This window comes from Pseudomonas khorasanensis, from assembly GCF_014268505.2.
Classification (GTDB): Bacteria; Pseudomonadota; Gammaproteobacteria; order Pseudomonadales; family Pseudomonadaceae; genus Aquipseudomonas; species Aquipseudomonas khorasanensis.
This window is the reverse complement of sequence record NZ_JABWQP020000020.1, coordinates 46118-66647: the sequence shown is the minus strand read 5'-3', so window position 1 is coordinate 66647 and position 20530 is coordinate 46118. Positions and strand designations below refer to the sequence as shown.

The 20530-nt window shown below is 59.3% G+C and carries 18 protein-coding genes; 9 read left to right on the top strand and 9 right to left on the bottom strand.

The window, feature by feature from the left end; translation table 11 throughout:
* The 5 genes from HU727_RS26215 to HU727_RS25020 form a co-directional block, all read right to left on the bottom strand.
* Window positions 1–136: hypothetical protein (locus tag HU727_RS26215; protein WP_437180434.1), on the bottom strand; the 136-nt coding region annotated here is incomplete at its 3' end.
* A gap of 128 nt (window positions 137–264) precedes the next feature.
* Window positions 265–888, bottom strand: coding sequence for a high frequency lysogenization protein HflD (hflD, locus tag HU727_RS25035; protein WP_102899353.1), 624 nt, complete (start codon window positions 886–888; stop codon window positions 265–267).
* Window positions 885–2009, bottom strand: a complete 1125-nt coding sequence (gene mnmA / locus HU727_RS25030; protein WP_186534143.1) for a tRNA 2-thiouridine(34) synthase MnmA — start codon at window positions 2007–2009, stop codon at window positions 885–887. The genes hflD and mnmA overlap by 4 nt, the downstream gene beginning before the upstream one ends.
* Before the next feature lie 59 nt (window positions 2010–2068).
* Window positions 2069–2515, bottom strand: coding sequence for an NUDIX hydrolase (locus HU727_RS25025; protein WP_186534142.1), 447 nt, complete (start codon window positions 2513–2515; stop codon window positions 2069–2071).
* 189 nt (window positions 2516–2704) lie between these two features.
* Window positions 2705–4930 (bottom strand): NADP-dependent isocitrate dehydrogenase, encoded by a 2226-nt coding sequence (locus HU727_RS25020; RefSeq protein WP_186534141.1) that lies wholly within the window; start codon window positions 4928–4930, stop codon window positions 2705–2707.
* A gap of 481 nt (window positions 4931–5411) precedes the next feature.
* Here HU727_RS25020 and icd point away from each other — a divergent pair, with 481 nt between their 5' ends.
* The gene (gene icd, locus HU727_RS25015; RefSeq protein WP_186534140.1) at window positions 5412–6668 is read left to right on the top strand and encodes an NADP-dependent isocitrate dehydrogenase; all 1257 of its coding nucleotides are present in this window, start codon (window positions 5412–5414) and stop codon (window positions 6666–6668) included.
* 82 nt (window positions 6669–6750) lie between these two features.
* Here the strand turns inward: icd and cspD are convergent, their stop codons facing one another.
* Complete coding sequence (gene cspD, locus HU727_RS25010; protein WP_186534139.1) at window positions 6751–7038, bottom strand: cold shock domain-containing protein CspD; 288 nt, start codon at window positions 7036–7038, stop codon at window positions 6751–6753.
* Between the two features lie 224 nt (window positions 7039–7262).
* On the opposite strand from cspD, the gene clpS reads away from it, so the two are divergent.
* Both clpS and clpA read left to right on the top strand, forming a co-directional pair.
* Window positions 7263–7646, top strand: a complete 384-nt coding sequence (gene clpS / locus HU727_RS25005; protein WP_011334948.1) for an ATP-dependent Clp protease adapter ClpS — start codon at window positions 7263–7265, stop codon at window positions 7644–7646.
* A 30-nt stretch (window positions 7647–7676) separates the two neighbouring features.
* Window positions 7677–9947 (top strand): ATP-dependent Clp protease ATP-binding subunit ClpA, encoded by a 2271-nt coding sequence (gene clpA / locus HU727_RS25000; protein WP_186534138.1) that lies wholly within the window; start codon window positions 7677–7679, stop codon window positions 9945–9947.
* Window positions 9948–10601: 654 nt separating this feature from the next.
* Here the strand turns inward: clpA and infA are convergent.
* From infA to aat, 3 genes are all read right to left on the bottom strand, one after another.
* Window positions 10602–10820 carry a translation initiation factor IF-1 gene (infA, locus tag HU727_RS24995; RefSeq protein ID WP_002553999.1) on the bottom strand — a complete coding sequence of 73 codons (219 nt, stop codon included), beginning with the start codon at window positions 10818–10820 and terminating at the stop codon, window positions 10602–10604.
* A gap of 112 nt (window positions 10821–10932) precedes the next feature.
* Window positions 10933–11640 carry an arginyltransferase gene (locus HU727_RS24990; protein WP_186534137.1) on the bottom strand — a complete coding sequence of 236 codons (708 nt, stop codon included), beginning with the start codon at window positions 11638–11640 and terminating at the stop codon, window positions 10933–10935.
* 58 nt (window positions 11641–11698) lie between these two features.
* Complete coding sequence (gene aat, locus HU727_RS24985; protein WP_186534136.1) at window positions 11699–12379, bottom strand: leucyl/phenylalanyl-tRNA--protein transferase; 681 nt, start codon at window positions 12377–12379, stop codon at window positions 11699–11701.
* Window positions 12380–12897: 518 nt separating this feature from the next.
* On the opposite strand from aat, the gene HU727_RS24980 reads away from it, so the two are divergent.
* The 6 genes from HU727_RS24980 (at window position 12898) to cysG (ending at window position 20480) form a co-directional block, all read left to right on the top strand.
* Window positions 12898–15306 (top strand): DNA translocase FtsK, encoded by a 2409-nt coding sequence (locus HU727_RS24980; protein ID WP_186534135.1) that lies wholly within the window; start codon window positions 12898–12900, stop codon window positions 15304–15306.
* Window positions 15307–15374: 68 nt separating this feature from the next.
* A complete protein-coding gene (lolA, locus tag HU727_RS24975) occupies window positions 15375–15995 on the top strand; it encodes an outer membrane lipoprotein periplasmic chaperone LolA (protein WP_186534134.1) in 621 nt (206 codons plus the stop codon).
* Between the two features lie 97 nt (window positions 15996–16092).
* Window positions 16093–17415, top strand: a complete 1323-nt coding sequence (locus HU727_RS24970; protein ID WP_186534133.1) for a replication-associated recombination protein A — start codon at window positions 16093–16095, stop codon at window positions 17413–17415.
* Entirely contained in the window at window positions 17415–17789 is a 375-nt protein-coding gene (gene crcB / locus HU727_RS24965) for a fluoride efflux transporter CrcB (protein WP_016775261.1), read from the top strand. The genes HU727_RS24970 and crcB overlap by 1 nt, the downstream gene beginning before the upstream one ends.
* A gap of 15 nt (window positions 17790–17804) precedes the next feature.
* On the top strand, window positions 17805–19085 hold the full coding sequence (gene serS, locus HU727_RS24960) for a serine--tRNA ligase (RefSeq protein ID WP_186534132.1): 1281 nt from the start codon (window positions 17805–17807) through the stop codon (window positions 19083–19085).
* Window positions 19086–20480, top strand: coding sequence for a siroheme synthase CysG (gene cysG, locus HU727_RS24955; protein ID WP_186534131.1), 1395 nt, complete (start codon window positions 19086–19088; stop codon window positions 20478–20480).
* Window positions 20481–20530 lie beyond the last annotated feature (50 nt).

Genomic DNA, 20530 nt, shown 5'->3' with positions numbered 1-20530 from the left:
GCTGGAGCCAGCGCACTTCAACCAGAACGCGGGCACGGATCAGGCCGTACTCGCTGAAAATCGGGCGCAGGGCCTGGGTTTTGCCGGCGTAGCGGCCGTCAACAGGGGAAACCGCAGTGAGCGAAGAAAGCTGCATGGGGTGTTCTCGGACAGTCGGGCAACGAAATGGGGCGCGTATCATACATGAAAATATCCGCCGATCCGTTGCCAACTGACCGGCGTATTACGCGTTACAGGCTACAAAGCTTTTTATCGCGCGGTGATTTACTCGCTGCGCATCAACGGATACAGCTCTTTGAGCAGCTTGCGACGGCTGATCACCAGCTGCCAGCGATGGCCGCCAAGCTGTCGCCACAGGCGCGCCGAGCGGATGCCGGCAAGCAGCAGGGCGCGGATTTTCGACGCGTTGCTCGGCTGCTGCAGGTTACGCATGTCGCCGTGCACCTGAATCCGCTGGCGCAGGGTGCTCAGGGTGTCCTGATACAGCGCGCCGCACGCGGCCACGACGTTTTCGTGGGCCGGGCCGAAGTGTTCGACCTGCGACTGAATCTGCGGCAGACGCTTGCCGATGGTGTCGAGCATGTCGTCGCGCTTGGCCAGTTGCCGCTCAAGGCCCAGCATCGACAGGGCATAGCGCAGCGGCTCGCGCTGCAAGGTGCTCGGATCACGCTCCAGCGCGCCAATGAGCGCGCGGTAGCCCTCGCGAAGATTGATGTCGTCGCCGCCGTATACGTCCAGCGTGTCCTTCGGGTCGCGAACCAGCAGGCTGCCAAGCATGCAGCTCAGGCCGGCTTCGCTGGTCTGGCCGGTCTTTGCGATGCGGTCGACCAGCACGGCAGCGAGAAACACGCCGCCCAGCGCCGTCAGTTGCTCCTGAGTCGGGCTCATGCCTGGCCGCTCCACGGCTCGGCCACTTCGATCACGCCGCCGCCAAGGCAGATTTCACCGTCATAGAACACCACGGATTGACCCGGCGTCACGGCGCGCTGCGGTTCGTCGAACACGGCGCGGTAGCCGGTCGCTGTTTTCTCCAGCGTGCAGGCCTGGTCGCTCTGGCGATAACGAACCTTGGCGGTCAGGCGCAGCGGCTGGCTCAGGTCGATCGGGTTGACCCAATAGATTTCCGAGGCGAGCAGGGCGCTGGAGAACAGCCATGGGTGATTGTTGCCCTGGCCGACGATCAGCTCGTTGGTGTCCAGATCCTTGCGCAACACGTACCACGGTTCGTCGCCGGCATCTTTCAGGCCGCCGATGCCGAGGCCCTGGCGTTGGCCGATGGTGTGATACATCAAACCGTGGTGACGGCCGATGACGTCGCCGTCGGTGGTCTTGATCTCGCCCGGCTGGGCTGGCAGGTATTGCTTGAGGAAGTCGCTGAAACGACGCTCGCCAATAAAGCAGATCCCGGTGGAATCCTTCTTTTTGGCCGTCGCCAGTTCGTACTTCTCGGCAATGGCGCGGACTTGCGGTTTTTCCAGTTCGCCGACCGGGAACAGGGTCTTGGCGATCTGTTCGCCGCCGACTGCATGCAGGAAGTAGCTCTGATCCTTGTTCGGATCGAGGCCCTTGAGCAGTTCGGTGCGACCATCGATATCGCGGCGGCGCACGTAGTGACCGGTGGCGATCAGGTCGGCGCCGAGCATCATGGCGTAGTCCAGGAACGCCTTGAACTTGATTTCGCGGTTACACAGGATGTCCGGGTTCGGCGTGCGTCCAGCCTTGTACTCGGCCAGGAAGTGCTCGAACACGTTGTCCCAGTACTCGGCCGCGAAGTTGGCGGTGTGCAGCTTGATGCCGATCTTGTCGCAGACCGCCTGAGCATCCGCCAGGTCGTCCATGGCGGTGCAGTATTCCGTTCCGTCGTCTTCTTCCCAGTTCTTCATGAACAGGCCTTCCACCGCGTAGCCCTGCTCGATCAGCAGGAGAGCGGAAACGGAAGAGTCCACGCCGCCGGACATGCCGACAATGACGCGCTTCTTGGATGTGTCAGAAGGGGCTGGATCACGCATAGGGATTCAATGAGTGTCTTGGAAAAGGGCGCGATTCTATCAGGCTCGCGTCCTCAAGGCTAAAGGGAAGGGCGGATCAGTTCGAGGCTGAAGTGATGACCGGCCAGATAATCGTCGATGCAGCGGATGATCAGCTCGCTGCGCCAGTTGTCGCGCTGGGCGATTAATTCGTCGCGGGTCAGCCACTTGGCGCCGAGGATGCCGTCGTCGAGTTGATAATCCGGGTGATGCTGTACGGCTTTGGCGCTGAAGCATACGCGCTGATAGGTCACGCCGTTGCTCGGTGCGGTGTACAGGTAAATGCCGATGACGCCGGTGGGTTCGACGTCCCAGCCGGTTTCTTCGAGGGTTTCGCGGACGGCGGCTTCGATCAGGGTTTCGTCCGGGTCAAGGTGACCGGCGGGCTGATTGAGCACATTGCGGCCGCCCTTGTGCTCTTCAACCATGAGGAAGCGGCCGTTGTCCTCGACGATGGTGGCGACGGTGATATGGGGGAGCCATTCCATAAGGTTTCCTCGACGGTAGCGCGGTCAACTGTGGGAGCGAGCCTGCTCGCGAAAGCGGTGGGCCAGTCAATGAAGGTGCTGAATGATAAACCGCATTCGCGAGCAGGCTCGCTCCCACAAGGGATTTATGTTGTCAGTAGAAACACAAACCCCGGCACTCGGCCGGGGTCTGTTTACAGCGTTACAACCTTAAACCAGCGCAGCAATCGCCGCGTTGAAGGTTGCGCTTGGGCGCATGGCCTTGCTGATCAGTTCGGCGTCGGCGTGGTAGTAACCGCCGATGTCGACTGGCTTGCCCTGAACGGCGTTGAGTTCGGCAACGATGGTTGCCTCGTTCTCGGTCAGGGTTTTGGCCAGCGTCGCGAACTGCGCTTGCAGCGCCGCGTCTTCAGTCTGGGCGGCCAGGGCTTGAGCCCAGTACATCGCCAGATAGAAGTGGCTGCCGCGGTTGTCGATGTTGCCGACCTTGCGCGATGGCGACTTGTTGTTGTCGAGGAACTGGCCGGTGGCCTGGTCCAGGGTCTTGGACAGCACCAGCGCTTTCGGGTTGTTGTAGTTCACACCCAGATGCTCGAGGGACGCTGCCAGAGCGAGGAACTCGCCCAGCGAATCCCAGCGCAGGAAGTTTTCTTCAACCAGTTGCTGCACGTGCTTGGGCGCCGAACCGCCGGCACCGGTTTCGAACAGGCCACCGCCGTTCATCAGCGGCACGATCGACAGCATCTTGGCGCTGGTGCCCAGTTCCATGATCGGGAACAGGTCGGTCAGGTAGTCTCGCAGTACGTTGCCGGTCACCGAAATGGTGTCCTTGCCTTCGCGGGTGCGCTGCAGGGTGTACTTCATAGCGTCGACCGGCGCCATGATCTGGATGTCCAGACCGGCAGTGTCGTGATCCTTCAGGTAAGCCTGAACCTTCTCGATCACCACGCCGTCGTGCGCGCGCATCGGGTCCAGCCAGAAAATGGCCGGCGTGCTGCTTGCGCGGGCACGGTTGACGGCGAGCTTGACCCAGTCCTGGATCGGCGCGTCCTTGGTCTGGCACATGCGGAAGATATCGCCGGCTTCAACAGCCTGCTCCATCAACAGCTTGCCTTTGCTGTCGGTCACGCGAACCACACCGTCAGCCTTGATCTGGAAGGTCTTGTCGTGCGAGCCGTACTCTTCGGCTTTCTTCGCCATCAGGCCCACATTCGGCACGCTGCCCATGGTGGTCGGATCGAACGCGCCATTGGCCTTGCAGTCTTCGATCACGGCCTGGTAGATGGTCGCGTAGCAACGATCCGGAATCACCGCCTTGGTGTCGTGCAACTGACCGTCGATGCCCCACATCTTGCCGGAGTCACGGATCATCGCCGGCATCGAAGCGTCGACGATCACGTCGCTCGGCACGTGCAGGTTGGTGATGCCTTTGTCGGAGTTCACCATCGCCAGCGACGGACGAGCGGCGTAGACCGCTGCGATGTCCGCTTCGATCTGCGCTTGTTGCTCGGCCGGCAGGGCCTTGATGCGAGCGTACAGATCGCCGATGCCGTTGTTCAGGTTGAAGCCGATCTGCTTCAGCACGTCAGCGTGCTTGGTCAGCGCGTCTTTATAGAACTCGGCAACGATCTGGCCGAACATGATCGGGTCGGAGACCTTCATCATGGTTGCTTTCAGGTGAACCGAGAGCAGCACGCCCTGGGCTTTGGCGCTTTCGATTTCAGCAGCGATGAACGCACGCAGGGCGTTTTTGCTCATCACGGCGCAGTCGAGAATCTCGCCCGCCTGAACGGTGGTTTTTTCTTTCAGGACGGTGGCAGTGCCGTCCTTGGCGATCAGCTCGATTTTCACAGCGTCAGCGGCGTCGATCAGGGCAGCTTTCTCGCTACCGTAGAAATCGCCGGTGCTCATGTGAGCGACGTGGGATTTGGAGTCTTTGGCCCAGGCGCCCATTTTGTGCGGGTGCTTGCGCGCGTAGTTCTTCACCGACAGAGGAGCGCGGCGGTCGGAGTTGCCTTCACGCAGAACCGGGTTCACGGCGCTGCCCTTGACCTTGTCGTAACGCGCCCTGGCATCTTTGTCTGCATCGCTGGTTACGGTTTCCGGATAGTCCGGCAGGTTGTAGCCCTGCGCCTGCAGCTCTTTGATCGCCGCTTGCAACTGCGGCACCGAAGCACTGATGTTCGGCAGCTTGATGATGTTGGCTTCAGGCGTAACGGCCAGGTCGCCCAGTTCGGCGAGGTGGTCGGCTACGGCTTTGTCGCCCAGTTGCTCGGGGAAGCCTGCCAGGATGCGTGCTGCAAGAGAGATATCGCGGGTTTCCACGGCGATATCGGCCGAGGCGGTGTAAGCCTCGATGATCGGCAGCAGGGAATAGGTGGCGAGGGCAGGAGCTTCGTCGGTGAAGGTATAGATGATCTTCGAGCGGGTGGGCATATTCGGATTAACTCTCTCTTCTTTGCTAAAGCGTGCGCGGAAACTCGAGGGGCGCCGGGTAAGCGCGTTCGTTCAAAGTCATCCATGAACCGAATGTCGAGATTCTTCGCGGTGATGTTGGGTGCATCAGTAGAGCGTCAAGCAGTCAGGCTGCGGTAACAACCCGACCAATCAGGCGGAAAGTCTCGTACTAGAGAGGCCGGCCGTCGTGACCCTGTGGTCAGCGGGCGGCATTATACATAGGTAGCTGGCAATCTGCCGATGGTTCATATGCAACGATTCTCGTCCATTGGTCTAAAGGTCGCAGGGCAGGGCCGGGCAAAGAGTCGTTACGAATGCTTGAGTTTGGCGCTTTTCCCTTTGCTTTCAGGCTTGTACGAAACGAGATGTGTGCGGGGGCCGAACATAGGGTTTGCGTGTTGATTTAACTGGGTTACGCTCGAAGCAAGCCAGATGTTCAATCCAAACAATGGAGTTCAGCATGGGTTACAAGAAGATTCAGGTTCCAGCCGTCGGCGACAAAATCACCGTCAATGCAGACCATTCTCTCAATGTTCCTGATAACCCGATCATCCCCTTCATCGAAGGCGACGGTATTGGTGTCGACATCAGTCCGGTGATGATCAAGGTTGTCGATGCTGCTGTTGAAAAGGCCTACGGCGGCAAACGCAAGATCTCCTGGATGGAAGTCTATGCCGGGGAAAAAGCCACGCAGGTTTACGATCAGGACACCTGGCTGCCGCAGGAAACCCTCGATGCGGTCAAGGATTATGTGGTCTCCATCAAAGGCCCGCTGACCACGCCGGTCGGTGGCGGCATCCGTTCGCTGAACGTGGCCCTGCGCCAACAACTCGACCTCTACGTCTGTCTGCGTCCGGTGCGCTGGTTCGAAGGCGTGCCAAGCCCGGTGAAAAAGCCCGGTGACGTCGACATGACCATCTTCCGCGAGAACTCCGAAGACATTTATGCCGGCATCGAGTGGAAGGCCGGCTCGCCGGAAGCCACCAAAGTCATCAAATTCCTCAAAGAAGAAATGGGCGTCACCAAGATCCGTTTCGATGAAAACTGCGGCATCGGCGTCAAGCCGGTTTCCCTCGAAGGCACCAAGCGTCTGGCGCGCAAGGCGCTGCAGTATGTGGTCGACAATGACCGCGATTCGCTGACCATCGTGCACAAAGGCAACATCATGAAATTCACCGAAGGTGCCTTCAAGGAATGGGCCTACGAAGTGGCAGCCGAAGAATTCGGTGCGACGCTGCTCGACGGCGGTCCGTGGATGCAGTTCAAGAACCCGAAAACTGGCAAAAACGTCGTGGTCAAGGACGCTATCGCCGACGCCATGCTCCAGCAGATCCTGCTGCGCCCGGCCGAATACGACGTGATCGCTACTCTCAACCTGAACGGTGACTACCTGTCCGACGCCCTGGCGGCTGAAGTGGGCGGTATCGGTATCGCGCCGGGCGCCAACCTGTCTGACACCGTGGCGATGTTCGAAGCGACCCACGGTACCGCGCCGAAATACGCCGGCAAGGACCAGGTCAACCCGGGCTCGCTGATTCTTTCCGCGGAAATGATGTTGCGCCACATGGGCTGGACCGAAGCGGCGGATCTGATCATCAAGGGCACCAACGGTGCGATCAGTGCGAAGACTGTGACGTATGACTTCGAACGGTTGATGGACGGGGCGAAGCTGGTTTCGTCTTCGGGCTTTGGCGATGCGTTGATTTCGCATATGTAACAAAAGCGTGCAGGTAAAAGCGCCCGATTCAACCCAATGAGTCGGGCGCTTTTTTATGGCTGCAGGCTTTGGTGGAGATCTATCAGGTCAACTCTTCGACAGGCGCTTTGACTTTCGCCGCAGCCGCAGCCGCAGCCGCGCCAGCAGCCGGACCGGATGCGTCGGTGATGACAGCATTGATGTTGACGGCATGTACCCCTTTGGGTCCCTGCAGGAGATCGAACACTACGGGTTGCCCGGCTTTAAGGGTCTTGTAACCGTCCATCTTGATCGCCGACCAATGGGCAAACAGATCTTCTGTCTTGCCGTCCTCGATGATGAATCCATACCCCTTGGCATTGTTGAACCATTTCACCTTGCCGACAGCCATGCTCAAATCCCTCTGCAACAGACTCCAACGCTGGAGTATCATCCACGACATCCGCAACCGAATTCGATAAAAGAATTGACTCCGCGGATCTTTTTTACCCACTGTGGGCTCTATTGGTTGTAACACCGTTTTCCCGATAGTCAAGGTGACCGGGCAGTCGTAGTTGAAAACGTGTCCAACCGCCCCCACCACTGTATTCGCACAACAGACGAACATTTCTTTCCATGCATGCAATCAGCCAGATTCGACTAACATTCAATCAGGATCGCCCGCTTCTCCAAAAGGATCTTCCACAGGAGCACGACGACGATTCGGCAGGCGTTGCTGTTCAGGAAGCAAAGCCTGCATTACAGGCGCCGCCGATGTACAAGGTGGTTTTGTTCAACGATGACTACACACCGATGGATTTCGTCGTCGAAGTGCTCGAGGTGTTTTTTAACCTGAATCGCGAGCTGGCGACCAAGGTCATGCTGGCCGTCCATACAGAAGGACGGGCAGTATGTGGAGTGTTTACCCGCGACATCGCCGAGACAAAGGCCATGCAGGTCAACCAGTACGCCAGGGAAAGCCAGCATCCGCTACTCTGTGAAATCGAGAAGGACGGTTAATCGCCGACCACTTGGGTATGAGGTGAAGCTATGTTAAACCGCGAGCTCGAAGTCACCCTCAATCTTGCCTTCAAGGAGGCACGTTCGAAGCGTCATGAATTCATGACGGTTGAACATCTCCTGCTGGCCCTATTGGACAATGAGGCTGCCGCCACCGTATTGCGTGCCTGCGGCGCAAACCTCGACAAACTCAAGCATGATCTGCAGGAGTTCATCGATTCCACCACGCCATTGATCCCCGTTCATGACGAGGATCGTGAAACCCAGCCAACCCTGGGCTTCCAGCGTGTCCTGCAGCGTGCTGTTTTCCACGTACAGAGCTCGGGCAAGCGCGAAGTGACCGGCGCCAACGTGCTGGTCGCCATCTTCAGTGAGCAAGAGAGTCAGGCGGTGTTCCTGCTGAAACAGCAGAGTGTCGCGCGCATCGATGTCGTCAACTACATCGCCCACGGCATTTCGAAAGTGCCAGGGCATGGCGATCACTCTGAAGGTGAACAAGATATGCAGGACGACGAGGGCGGTGAGTCTTCTTCTTCAGGCAATCCTCTGGATGCTTATGCCAGCAACCTGAACGAACTGGCGCGCCAGGGTCGTATCGATCCGCTGGTCGGCCGGGAGTCGGAAGTCGAGCGTGTCGCGCAGATTCTCGCGCGTCGTCGCAAGAACAATCCGCTGCTGGTGGGCGAGGCGGGCGTGGGTAAAACCGCGATTGCCGAAGGCCTGGCCAAGCGTATCGTCGACAACCAGGTGCCGGACCTGCTTGCCAACAGCGTCGTCTATTCACTCGATCTTGGCGCTTTGCTCGCAGGCACCAAGTATCGTGGCGATTTTGAAAAGCGCTTCAAGGCGCTGCTCAATGAGCTGAAAAAACGGCCTCAGGCGATTCTGTTCATTGACGAGATTCACACCATCATTGGTGCCGGGGCTGCGTCGGGCGGGGTCATGGACGCTTCGAATCTGCTCAAGCCGCTGTTGTCGTCGGGTGATATTCGCTGCATCGGCTCGACCACGTTCCAGGAATTTCGCGGCATCTTCGAAAAGGATCGTGCCTTGGCGCGGCGTTTCCAGAAGGTCGATGTCGTCGAGCCGTCGGTGGAAGACACCATCGGTATCCTGCGCGGCCTGAAAGGGCGTTTCGAGCAGCATCACAATATCGAGTACAGCGATGAGTCGTTGCGTGCCGCTGCAGAACTGGCGTCGCGCTACATCAATGACCGGCACATGCCGGACAAGGCCATCGACGTGATCGACGAGGCAGGTGCGTACCAGCGTCTGCAGCCGGTCGAGAAGCGTGTGAAGCGTATCGAAGTGCCGCAAGTCGAAGACATTGTGGCGAAAATCGCGCGTATTCCTCCGAAGCACGTCACCAGCTCCGACAAAGAGCTGCTGCGTAATCTGGAGCGTGATCTGAAGCTCACGGTATTTGGTCAGGACGCGGCGATCGACTCGCTGTCGACTGCGATCAAACTGTCCCGTGCCGGCCTCAAGTCGCCTGACAAGCCAGTCGGCTCGTTCCTGTTCGCCGGGCCGACCGGTGTCGGTAAAACCGAGGCGGCGCGTCAGCTGGCCAAGGCGTTGGGTATCGAACTGGTTCGTTTCGACATGTCCGAGTACATGGAGCGTCACACCGTATCGCGTCTGATCGGTGCGCCTCCGGGTTATGTCGGCTTCGATCAGGGCGGTCTGTTGACCGAGGCGATCACCAAGCAACCGCATTGCGTATTGCTGCTCGACGAGATCGAGAAGGCGCATCCAGAGGTCTTCAACCTGCTGCTGCAGGTGATGGATCACGGTACGCTGACCGACAACAACGGGCGCAAGGCTGATTTCCGCAACGTGATCGTCATCATGACCACCAACGCCGGCGCCGAAACGGCCGCGCGGGCTTCGATCGGTTTCACTCATCAGGACCATTCGTCTGATGCGATGGAAGTGATCAAGAAGAGCTTCACGCCGGAATTCCGCAACCGTCTGGACACCATTATCCAGTTTGGTCGCCTCAGTCATGAGGTCATCAAGAGTGTGGTGGACAAGTTCCTCACCGAGCTTCAGGCGCAGCTGGAAGACAAGCGTGTGTTGCTGGAAGTTACCGATGCGGCGCGCAGTTGGCTCGCGGCCGGTGGCTATGACGCGGCAATGGGCGCACGCCCGATGGCGCGCCTGATCCAGGACAAGATCAAGCGTCCCCTGGCGGAAGAGATTCTGTTTGGCGAACTGGCCGAGCATGGCGGTGTGGTGCACATCGACGTCAAGGATGGTGAGATGACGTTTGACTTCGAAACGACAGCAGAGATGGCTTGATCGTTTTTTTGTGAAGCTTAGAGGCGCCTTCGGGCGCCTTTTTGTTGGGCGTTGTTTGGTGGTTTTGGGTGTATATCCGTTGTTGCGGTTACGGCTGCTTAGGGTTTCGCCCTTACGGCGAGTCACCTTTTCCAAGCGCCGAAAAGGTAACCCAAAAGGCTTGCTCCTGCGTTCGGCCCTCGCAGGCTCGGGTTCCTTCGCTCCGGGACCGATCCGGGCGCAGCGGCTACGGTTTGCTTCGCTGCACCTCCTTTCGCTGTGTCTGGCTGCGCCAGACGGTCGCTGCGCTCCCACACCCGGATCGATCCCTCCACTCAGCCTTCCGACGTCGCCGGTGGATCAACATCAAAAGCTTTACTCGAGCTAACGCTCATTGGTAAGTGGTGCGGCTTCGCCGCGGGCAGCTGCGCTGCTTTGCTTTTCTGTGGGAGCGAGCCTGCTCGCGAAGGCGGCCTGCCGTTCAACTAATTTCTATCAGGTGCACGCGATCCAACCGTAGGAGCTGCCGAAGGCTGCGATCTTTTGATCTGCATGCTGTAAGAGCGAAATCCTCAGCCGCAGCACCCGCAGCAACGGATATGCCCCCCAACCCAAACCTCAAATCGCACAAACAAAAACGCCCGGCAAAAAGCCGGGCGTCTTGTATTGACTTGATTAACGAGCGCGGTAAGTGATCCGCCCTTTGCTCAAATCATAGGGCGTCAGCTCGACGCGCACTTTGTCACCGGTAAGAATACGAATGTAGTTCTTGCGCATCTTGCCGGAAATATGCGCGGTTACGACGTGCCCATTTTCCAACTCCACACGAAACATGGTGTTGGGCAGGGTGTCGACGACAGTGCCTTCCATTTCGAAGCTGTCTTCTTTCGACATGCAGTAAAGCCCTCGGTATCCAATGAATGGCCCGGTGCAACTGCGCCAGGCAAAAGCGGCGTGCATTGTGCCCGAAAAATGGGGTTTACGCCAAGGGGTTTAGGCCGCGGGTTTAGTTCAGGACGACCCAGCGCTGATTGATCAGCAATTCAATGGGCCGGTATTGCGTCTTGTAGTTCATCTTTTTGCAGTTCTTGATCCAGTAACCCAGGTAGACCGCCTCAAGGCCCAGACGCTGGCTTTCGGCGATTTGCCAGAGGATCGCGTAACGGCCCAGGCTGCGGCGTTCTTCGTTTGGTTCGTAGAAGGTGTACACCGCCGATAAGCCGTTAGGCAGCAAATCGGTCACAGCCACTGCCAGTAACCGTCCGTCGAGTCGAAACTCGTAGAAGCGCGAGAAGGGCAGATCACGAACCAGAAACGTCGAGAACTGATCACGGCTCGGCGGGTACATATCGCCATCTGCGTGGCGCTGTTCGATGTAGCGCTGGTACAGATCAAAATATTCTTCGCTGAATTGCGGTTTGACAGGGTGCACCTGCAAGTCCGCATTGCGCTTGTAAATACGTTTTTGCTGACGGTTTGCGGTGAACTGTGCAGACGGGATGCGCGCAGGTACGCACGCATTGCAGTTCTGGCAATGCGGTCGGTACAGATGATCGCCGCTGCGACGAAAGCCCATCTCCGACAGGTCTGCGTAGACATGCACATCCATGGGCTGACTCGGGTCGAGAAACAGCGTCGTGGCCTGCTCCTCGGGCAGATAGCTGCAAGAGTGGGGCTGAGTGGCATAAAACTTCAAACGCGCCAACTCGGTCATGAATCAACCCTCGGGATAAGCTGGTAAATCAAGTGTAAGCCACCTGCGCAAAAGACGCTCAGCAAACCCAGGTTGCCGCGCTGGGTTGGTCGAGGTGCCGAGCCAGATAATCGGCGAATTCGCCGCGCGGGATTGATCGGGCACCCAGGCTGTGCAGATGATCGGTCGGCATCTGGCAGTCGATCAGGACAACGCCCGCATCTTTCAAATGTCGCACCAGCGTGGCGAAACCGTATTTGGAGGCGTTGTCAGCGCGGCTGAACATCGACTCGCCAAAAAACAATTGACCCATCGCCAGGCCGTACAGGCCGCCGACCAGTTGCCCTTGGTCCCAGACTTCAACCGAGTGAGCGAAGCCGCGCCGATGCAGTTCAACGTAGGCATCCTGCATGGCCTCGGTGATCCAGGTGCCGTCAGCATAATCCCGAGGCGCGGCGCAGGCGCGGATCACGGCATCGAAATCCTGATCAAAGGTCACCTGATAGCGCTCTTTGCGCAGCAATTTGCCGAGACTGCGCGATACATGCAGTTCGTCAGGAAACAGCACGGTGCGCGGGTCCGGTGACCACCAGAGGATCGGTTGGCCTTCGGAGAACCAGGGGAAACAGCCATGACGATATGCCTGGATCAGGCGATCGGCAGACAGATCGCCACCGGCGGCGAGCAATCCATTGGGCTCGCGCATGGCCTTTTCCAATGGCGGAAAAGTCAGGGAATTGCGTTGTAACCAAGTCAGCATGGCATCCAGGCTTGCAGAAGGGGAGGGGTGGTCAGGGGCGCCAGCCCCGTTGAAGAGTTTGCCGCGAAATGACGCGGATGTCCTGCATGGATATAGCAGGTGGTGGGTAGGGACCTGCAACTTGGTGTGTCAGCCGTGGTCGTAAGCGCAGCGTACCGATGTTCGTACGGCGCGTAATCAAGCAGATTTCGTCTGCTTCGCTACGTTCATCAAATACACCTCATAAGCCTTTGTCACAAAAGACAATGCGTGCTCAAATTGGAGCGCAGATCGTATGCCTCCGGCTATGCTCAAAGTTGGGGTTTGAAGCGTGGCGTCAAGCGCACAAACCCGTACAATGCCGGGCTGTGACCGGGCTTGCGCTGTGCCTCTTGTTTATAGCTGTGTTTATAAAAGCAGTGGCACAGTGTTAAAAAGTAGTCTCGCTCAGGCTTTTCACCTTTTTACCTGCCTGGATTGGGCAGTTTTTATCGTCATTCAATAGATGGACGCGCCTCGGGCGCAGGAAAAGAAGCGTTTTGAAGAAATCCACCGAAGCACCCAAAACAGTCGTTCCGCTCTGGCGCCAACAGCTGCACTACCGGCTCAAGGAAGGTGCATTGATCGCCATTGGCGCCTTGTGCCTGTTCCTGATGATGGCCTTGCTGACCTACGGCAAGGACGATCCGGGCTGGAGCCATAACAGCAAGATCGACGACGTGCAGAACTTCGGCGGGCCGGCAGGCTCCTACAGCGCCGATATTCTGTTCATGGTGCTGGGTTATTTCGCCTACATCTTCCCGTTGCTGCTGGCGATCAAGGCCTGGCAGATCTTCCGTCAGCGCCATGAACCATGGCAGTGGAGCGGCTGGCTGTTTTCCTGGCGCCTGATCGGTCTGGTGTTTCTGGTGCTGTCCGGCGCCGCGCTGGCGCACATCCATTTCCATGCCGCGACCGGTTTGCCGGCGGGCGCCGGCGGTGCACTGGGCGAAAGCCTCGGCGACCTGGCGAAAAACGCACTGAATATTCAAGGCAGCACGCTCCTGTTCATCGCCTTGTTCCTGTTCGGCCTGACGGTATTCACTGACCTGTCGTGGTTCAAGGTGATGGACGTCACCGGCAAGATCACGCTTGACTTGTTCGAGCTGTTCCAGGGGGCGCTCAACCGCTGGTGGTCGGCGCGCACCGAGCGCAAGCAGCTGGTGGCGCAACTGCGTGAAGTCGATGACCGCGTACATGACGTGGTCGCGCCGACCGTCACCGACAAGCGCGAGCAGGCCAAGGTCAAGGAACGGCTGATCGAGCGCGAGCAAGCGCTGAGCAAGCACATGTCCGACCGCGAGAAGCAGGTCCCGCCGGTTATCGCTCCGGCGCCGGCCAAGGCACCCGAGCCAAGCAAGCGCGTGCAGAAAGAGAAACAGGCGCCGTTGTTTGTCGACAGCGCCGTGGAAGGCACCTTGCCGCCGATTTCTATTCTCGATCCTGCGGAAAAGAAACAGCTGAACTACTCGCCCGAGTCCCTGGCAGCGGTTGGCCATCTGCTGGAGATCAAGCTCAAGGAGTTTGGCGTCGAGGTCACGGTTGATTCGATCCATCCAGGCCCGGTGATTACCCGTTACGAAATCCAGCCGGCTGCTGGTGTCAAGGTCAGCCGCATTGCCAACCTGGCCAAGGACCTTGCGCGTTCGCTGGCCGTGACCAGCGTGCGGGTGGTCGAGGTGATTCCGGGCAAGACGACGGTGGGTATCGAAATTCCGAACGAAGACCGTCAGATCGTGCGTTTCTCCGAGGTGCTTTCAACCCCCGAGTACGACAACTTCAAATCCCCGGTCACCCTGGCGTTGGGTCACGATATTGGCGGTAAACCGGTGATCACTGACCTGGCGAAGATGCCGCACCTGCTGGTGGCCGGTACCACCGGTTCCGGTAAATCCGTGGGCGTGAACGCGATGATTCTGTCGATCCTGTTCAAGTCCGGCCCGGAAGACGCCAAGCTGATCATGATCGACCCGAAGATGTTGGAATTGTCTATTTACGAAGGTATTCCGCACCTGCTTTGCCCGGTGGTCACCGACATGAAGGATGCGGCCAACGCCCTGCGCTGGAGCGTTGCCGAGATGGAGCGGCGCTACAAGCTCATGGCGAAGATGGGCGTGCGTAACCTGTCCGGGTTCAACGCCAAGGTCAAGGAAGCCCAGGACGCCGGCGAGCCGTTGAGCGATCCGCTGTACAAACGCGAGAGCATTCACGACGAAGCACCGCTGCTGCAGAAACTGCCGACCATCGTCGTGGTGGTCGACGAATTCGCCGACATGATGATGATCGTCGGCAAGAAAGTCGAAGAGCTGATCGCCCGTATCGCGCAGAAGGCGCGTGCGGCGGGGATTCACTTGATCCTCGCAACCCAGCGGCCGTCGGTGGACGTGATCACCGGTCTGATCAAGGCCAACATTCCGACCCGCATGGCGTTCCAGGTGTCGAGCAAGATCGACTCGCGGACCATCATTGACCAGGGCGGCGCCGAGCAATTGCTGGGGCACGGTGACATGCTCTACATGCCGCCAGGCACCAGCCTGCCGATCCGGGTGCACGGCGCTTTCGTTTCCGACGATGAAGTTCACCGTGTGGTCGAAGCGTGGAAACTGCGCGGCGCGCCGGAATACAACGACGACATTCTTAATGGCGTTGAAGAGGCGGGCAGCGGCTTTGAAGGCAGTAGTGGCGGTGGCGACGGTGATGATCCCGAAGCCGATGCGCTCTATGACGAAGCGGTGCAGTTCGTACTCGAGAGTCGTCGCGCCTCGATTTCTGCCGTGCAGCGCAAACTCAAGATCGGCTACAACCGCGCCGCGCGGATGATCGAAGCCATGGAAATGGCTGGCGTCGTCACTTCAATGAACACCAACGGCTCGCGTGAAGTCCTGGCTCCGGGCCCGGTACGCGACTGAATCGCAACGAACCGGGTGGCGCAATGATGCGCCGCCCGCTCTCCCCACGAGTATTCAAGAGGACTCTCATGCGCCTTATCCGCATGCTGTTGCCAGTACTGGCTCTGACCACACTTTCGGCTCACGCTGATGAGAAGGACGTGGCGCGTCTGACCCAATTGCTGGAAACATCCAAGACCCTGTCGGCGAATTTCTCCCAGTTGACCCTCGATGGCAGCGGTACCCAGTTGCAGGAAACCACGGGCAACATGACCCTGCAGCGCCCGGGCCTGTTCTACTGGCACACCAATGCGCCGGCCGAGCAGACGATGGTCTCCGACGGTAAGAAAGTCACTCTCTGGGACCCGGACCTGGAACAGGCGACCATCAAAAAACTCGACGAGCGTCTGACCCAGACCCCGGCGCTGCTGCTGTCGGGTGACGTGTCGAAAATCAGCCAGAGCTTCGATATCAGTGCCAAAGAGGCCGGAGGCGTCATCGACTTTACGCTCAAGCCGAAAACCAAAGACACCCTGTTCGATAACCTGCGTCTGTCGTTCCGCAACGGCCTGCTCAATGATATGCAACTGATTGACAGCGTCGGCCAGCGCACCAATATCCTGTTCACCGGGGTCAAGGCCAACGAAGCAGTGCCGGCGTCGAAGTTCAAGTTCGATATTCCAAAGGGTGCCGACGTCATCCAGGAATGATGCATAAGCTGAATCTGAGCTTTTGTGGAGAGGGAGCAAGCTCCCTCTCCACAGGTTTTCTTACAAGCTTTCAAAACAGAGGTTTCAACGCTACGTGATGGATCTGTTTCGCAGTGCACCGATTGCCCAGCCGCTGGCAGCGCGTTTGCGTGCGGCCAATCTGGATGAGTACGTCGGTCAGGAACATCTGCTCGCTCGCGGCAAGCCTCTGCGTGAGGCGCTGGAGCAGGGTGCCCTGCATTCAATGATCTTCTGGGGGCCGCCGGGGGTAGGGAAGACCACCCTGGCGCGGTTGCTCGCGGAAGTCTCTGACGCGCACTTCGAAACGGTCTCGGCGGTGCTCGCCGGGGTCAAGGAGATCCGTCAGGCGGTTGAAATCGCCAAGCAGCAGGCCGGTCAGTACGGCAAACGCACCATCCTCTTTGTCGACGAAGTGCACCGCTTCAACAAGTCCCAGCAGGATGCGTTCCTGCCTTACGTTGAAGACGGCACGCTGATTTTCATCGGCGCCACCACTGAAAACCCTTCGTTCGAACTGAACAACGCGTTGTTGTCGCGTGCCCGCGTTTATGTGCTGAAAAGCCTCGACGAAGCGGCGCTGCGCAAACTGGTGCACCGCGCGCTGACCGAAGAACGTGGGCTGGGCAAGCGCAACCTGACGCTGAGCGATGAAGGTTTCCAGATGCTGCTGTCCGCCGCTGACGGCGATGGCCGGCGTCTGCTCAATCTGCTCGAGAACGCGTCTGACCTGGCCGAAGACGATAGTGAGATCGGCATCGAACTGCTGCAGAGCCTGCTCGGTGATACCCGCCGGCGTTTCGACAAGGGCGGCGAAGCGTTTTATGACCAGATATCGGCGCTGCACAAATCAGTGCGCGGCTCCAATCCCGACGGCGCGTTGTACTGGTTCGCGCGGATGATCGATGGCGGTTGCGACCCGCTCTACCTGGCGCGGCGCGTGGTGCGCATGGCCAGCGAAGACATCGGCAACGCCGACCCGCGCGCGCTCAGCCTGTGCCTGGCAGCGTGGGAAGTGCAGGAACGTCTGGGCAGTCCGGAAGGCGAGCTGGCCGTGGCTCAGGCCATCACTTATCTGGCTTGCGCACCGAAAAGCAATGCGGTGTACATGGGCTTCAAGACTGCGCTGCGCGCCGCGGCGGAAAACGGTTCGCTGGAGGTCCCGCTGCACCTGCGTAACGCGCCGACCAAGCTGATGAAGCAGTTGGGCTACGGCGACGAATACCGTTATGCCCACGATGAACCTGATGCTTATGCTGCCGGTGAAGACTACTTCCCGGAAGAACTCGACCCCATCCCGTTCTACCAGCCGGTGCCCCGTGGCCTGGAACTGAAAATCGGCGAGAAGCTCAACCACCTCGCTCAACTCGATCGTCTGAGCCCCCGGCAGCGGAGAAAGTAGTGGTCCCTTTGATCCTTGCGGTTTCGGTCGGCGGCGTTGCCGGCACCTTGTTGCGCTTTGCTACCGGCAATTGGGTCAGCGCCAATTGGCCGCGGCACTTCTATACCGCGACGCTGGCCGTTAATATCGTGGGCTGTCTGCTGATTGGCGTGCTGTACGGCCTGTTTTTGATACGCCCGGAGGTGCCGATCGAGGTGCGTGCCGGGTTGATGGTCGGCTTCCTCGGGGGGCTGACGACTTTTTCATCCTTTTCACTGGATACGGTGCGCCTGCTGGAAAGCGGGCAGGTGTTGCTGGCGCTGGGCTATGCGGCACTCAGCGTATTCGGCGGGCTGCTCGCAACGTGGGCCGGCCTGTCCCTGACCAAACTTTGATAACGAGAAACCGACATGCTCGATTCCAAACTGTTACGTAGCAACCTTCAGGACGTAGCGGACCGCCTGGCTTCCCGTGGCTTTGCCCTGGACACTGCGCGCATCGAAGCGCTGGAAGAACAGCGCAAGACCGTCCAGACCCGCACCGAAGCACTGCAGGCTGAGCGTAACGCGCGTTCCAAGTCCATCGGCCAAGCCAAGCAGCGTGGTGAAGACATCGCGCCGCTGATGGCTGATGTCGAGCGCATGGCGGGCGAATTGAGCGCTGGCAAGGTCGAGCTGGACGCAATCCAGACCGAACTGGATTCGATCCTGCTCGGTATTCCGAACCTGCCGCACGAATCGGTTCCGGTCGGCAAGGACGAAGAAGACAACGTCGAAGTGCGCCGCTGGGGCACCCCGACCCGGTTTGATTTCGAGGTCAAAGACCACGTCGCCCTCGGTGAGAAGTTCGGCTGGCTGGATTTTGAAACCGCCGCCAAGCTGTCCGGCGCCCGTTTCGCCGTGCTGCGTGGCCCGATCGCGCGTCTGCATCGCGCACTGGCGCAATTCATGATCAACCTGCACGTCACCGAGCACGGCTACGAAGAGGCTTACACGCCTTATCTGGTACAGGCGCCTGCGCTGCAGGGCACCGGGCAGTTGCCGAAGTTCGAAGAAGACCTGTTCAAGATCGCCCGCGAAGGCGAGGCCGATCTTTACCTGATCCCGACAGCGGAAGTGTCGCTGACCAATATCGTTGCCGGCGAAATCGTCGACTCGAAACTGCTGCCGATCAAGTTCGTTGCCCACACCCCATGCTTCCGAAGCGAAGCGGGTGCGTCGGGTCGCGACACTCGCGGCATGATCCGTCAGCACCAGTTCGACAAGGTCGAAATGGTTCAGATCGTCGAGCCGTCGCAATCGATGGAAGCACTGGAAGGCCTCACTGCCAACGCTGAAAAAGTCCTGCAATTGCTCGGTCTGCCTTACCGCACCCTGGCCCTGTGCACCGGCGACATGGGCTTCAGCGCGGTCAAGACTTATGACTTGGAGGTGTGGATTCCGAGCCAGGACAAGTACCGCGAAATCTCCTCGTGCTCCAACTGTGGCGATTTCCAGGCTCGCCGCATGCAAGCGCGTTTCCGCAACCCGGAGACCGGCAAGCCTGAGTTGGTACACACCTTGAACGGTTCAGGTCTCGCGGTCGGTCGCGCCCTGGTGGCGGTGCTGGAAAACTACCAGCAGGCCGACGGTTCGATCCGCGTGCCGGACGTACTCAAGCCGTACATGGGTGGCCTTGAGGTCATCGGCTAAATGAAATATCTGCCGCTGTTTCACAACCTGCGCGGCAGTCGTGTGTTGGTGGTCGGCGGGGGGGAAATTGCCTTGCGCAAATCCCGCCTGCTGGCCGATGCCGGTGCGCTGCTGCGGGTGGTCGCACCTGAAATTGAAACGCAACTGGCTGAACTGGTCGCTGCCAGCGGCGGGGAATGCCTGTTGCGCGGTTACGTTGAAGCGGATCTGGACGGTTGCGGGCTGATCATTGCCGCCACAGACGACGAAACGCTCAACGCCCAGGTTTCAACCGATGCCCATCAACGTTGCGTACCGGTCAATGTGGTCGATGCGCCTGCCTTGTGCAGCGTGATCTTCCCGGCAATCGTCGATCGCTCGCCGTTGATCATCGCCGTCTCCAGCGGCGGTGACGCGCCGGTGCTGGCGCGTCTGATTCGCGCCAAGATCGAAACCTGGATTCCCTCGACCTACGGACAACTCGCCGGGCTTGCCGCACGTTTCCGTCATCAGGTTAAAAACCTGTTTCCGGATGTACAGCAGCGTCGCGGTTTTTGGGAAGACGTATTTCAGGGCCCGATTGCCGATCGGCAATTGGCCGGGCAGGGCGCGGAGGCCGAGCGCCTGTTGCAAGCCAAGGTGGATGGCGAACCCATGGTCACCACAGGCGAGGTTTATCTGGTCGGCGCCGGCCCGGGTGATCCGGATCTGCTGACCTTCCGTGCGCTGCGCCTGATGCAGCAAGCCGATGTGGTGCTGTATGACCGTCTGGTAGCGCCGGCGATTCTGGAATTGTGCCGTCGCGATGCCGAGCGCGTGTACGTCGGCAAGCGTCGCTCCGAACACTCGGTGCCGCAAGATCAGATCAACCAGCAACTGGTCGATCTGGCCAAGGCCGGTAAGCGCGTGGTGCGGCTGAAGGGTGGCGATCCGTTCATCTTCGGCCGCGGCGGCGAGGAAATCGAAGAGCTGGCCGCCCACGGCATCCCGTTTCAAGTGGTGCCAGGCATCACGGCAGCCAGCGGTTGCGCAGCCTATGCCGGGATTCCCTTGACCCATCGTGACCACGCCCAGTCGGTGCGTTTCGTCACGGGGCACTTGAAGGACGGTTCCACTGATCTGCCATGGGCTGACCTCGTCTCGCCTGCGCAGACCCTGGTGTTCTATATGGGCCTGGTGGGATTGCCGGTGATCTGTGAGCAATTGATCAAGCATGGCCGTGCGGCGGACACCCCGGCGGCGCTGATCCAGCAGGGCACCACGGTCAACCAGCGCGTGTTTACGGGCACGTTGGCCGATTTGCCGCAGATGGTGGCGGAGCATGAAGTGCATGCGCCGACGCTGGTGATCGTCGGTGAAGTGGTGCAATTGCGCGAGAAACTGGCGTGGTTTGAAGGGGCTCAGGCGCAGGTCTGAGAACGGTTGCCTTCATTCGCGAGCAGGCTCGCTCCCACAGGGGATCCGTG

Bases quoted from the DNA above. Each gene is read 5' to 3' on its own strand.
- mnmA (WP_186534143.1), bottom strand. From the start codon at position 2,009: ATGCGTGATCCAGCCCCTTCTGACACATCCAAGAAGCGCGTCATTGTC.
- icd (WP_186534140.1), top strand. From the start codon at position 5,412: ATGGGTTACAAGAAGATTCAGGTTCCAGCCGTCGGCGACAAAATCACC.
- HU727_RS25020 (WP_186534141.1), bottom strand. From the start codon at position 4,930: ATGCCCACCCGCTCGAAGATCATCTATACCTTCACCGACGAAGCTCCT.
- clpA (WP_186534138.1), top strand. From the start codon at position 7,677: ATGTTAAACCGCGAGCTCGAAGTCACCCTCAATCTTGCCTTCAAGGAG.
- HU727_RS25025 (WP_186534142.1), bottom strand. From the start codon at position 2,515: ATGGAATGGCTCCCCCATATCACCGTCGCCACCATCGTCGAGGACAAC.
- hflD (WP_102899353.1), bottom strand. From the start codon at position 888: ATGAGCCCGACTCAGGAGCAACTGACGGCGCTGGGCGGCGTGTTTCTC.
- serS (WP_186534132.1), top strand. From the start codon at position 17,805: ATGCTCGATTCCAAACTGTTACGTAGCAACCTTCAGGACGTAGCGGAC.
- cspD (WP_186534139.1), bottom strand. From the start codon at position 7,038: ATGGCTGTCGGCAAGGTGAAATGGTTCAACAATGCCAAGGGGTATGGA.
- cysG (WP_186534131.1), top strand. From the start codon at position 19,086: ATGAAATATCTGCCGCTGTTTCACAACCTGCGCGGCAGTCGTGTGTTG.
- HU727_RS24990 (WP_186534137.1), bottom strand. From the start codon at position 11,640: ATGACCGAGTTGGCGCGTTTGAAGTTTTATGCCACTCAGCCCCACTCT.
- aat (WP_186534136.1), bottom strand. From the start codon at position 12,379: ATGCTGACTTGGTTACAACGCAATTCCCTGACTTTTCCGCCATTGGAA.
- infA (WP_002553999.1), bottom strand. From the start codon at position 10,820: ATGTCGAAAGAAGACAGCTTCGAAATGGAAGGCACTGTCGTCGACACC.
- HU727_RS24970 (WP_186534133.1), top strand. From the start codon at position 16,093: ATGGATCTGTTTCGCAGTGCACCGATTGCCCAGCCGCTGGCAGCGCGT.
- clpS (WP_011334948.1), top strand. From the start codon at position 7,263: ATGCATGCAATCAGCCAGATTCGACTAACATTCAATCAGGATCGCCCG.
- lolA (WP_186534134.1), top strand. From the start codon at position 15,375: ATGCGCCTTATCCGCATGCTGTTGCCAGTACTGGCTCTGACCACACTT.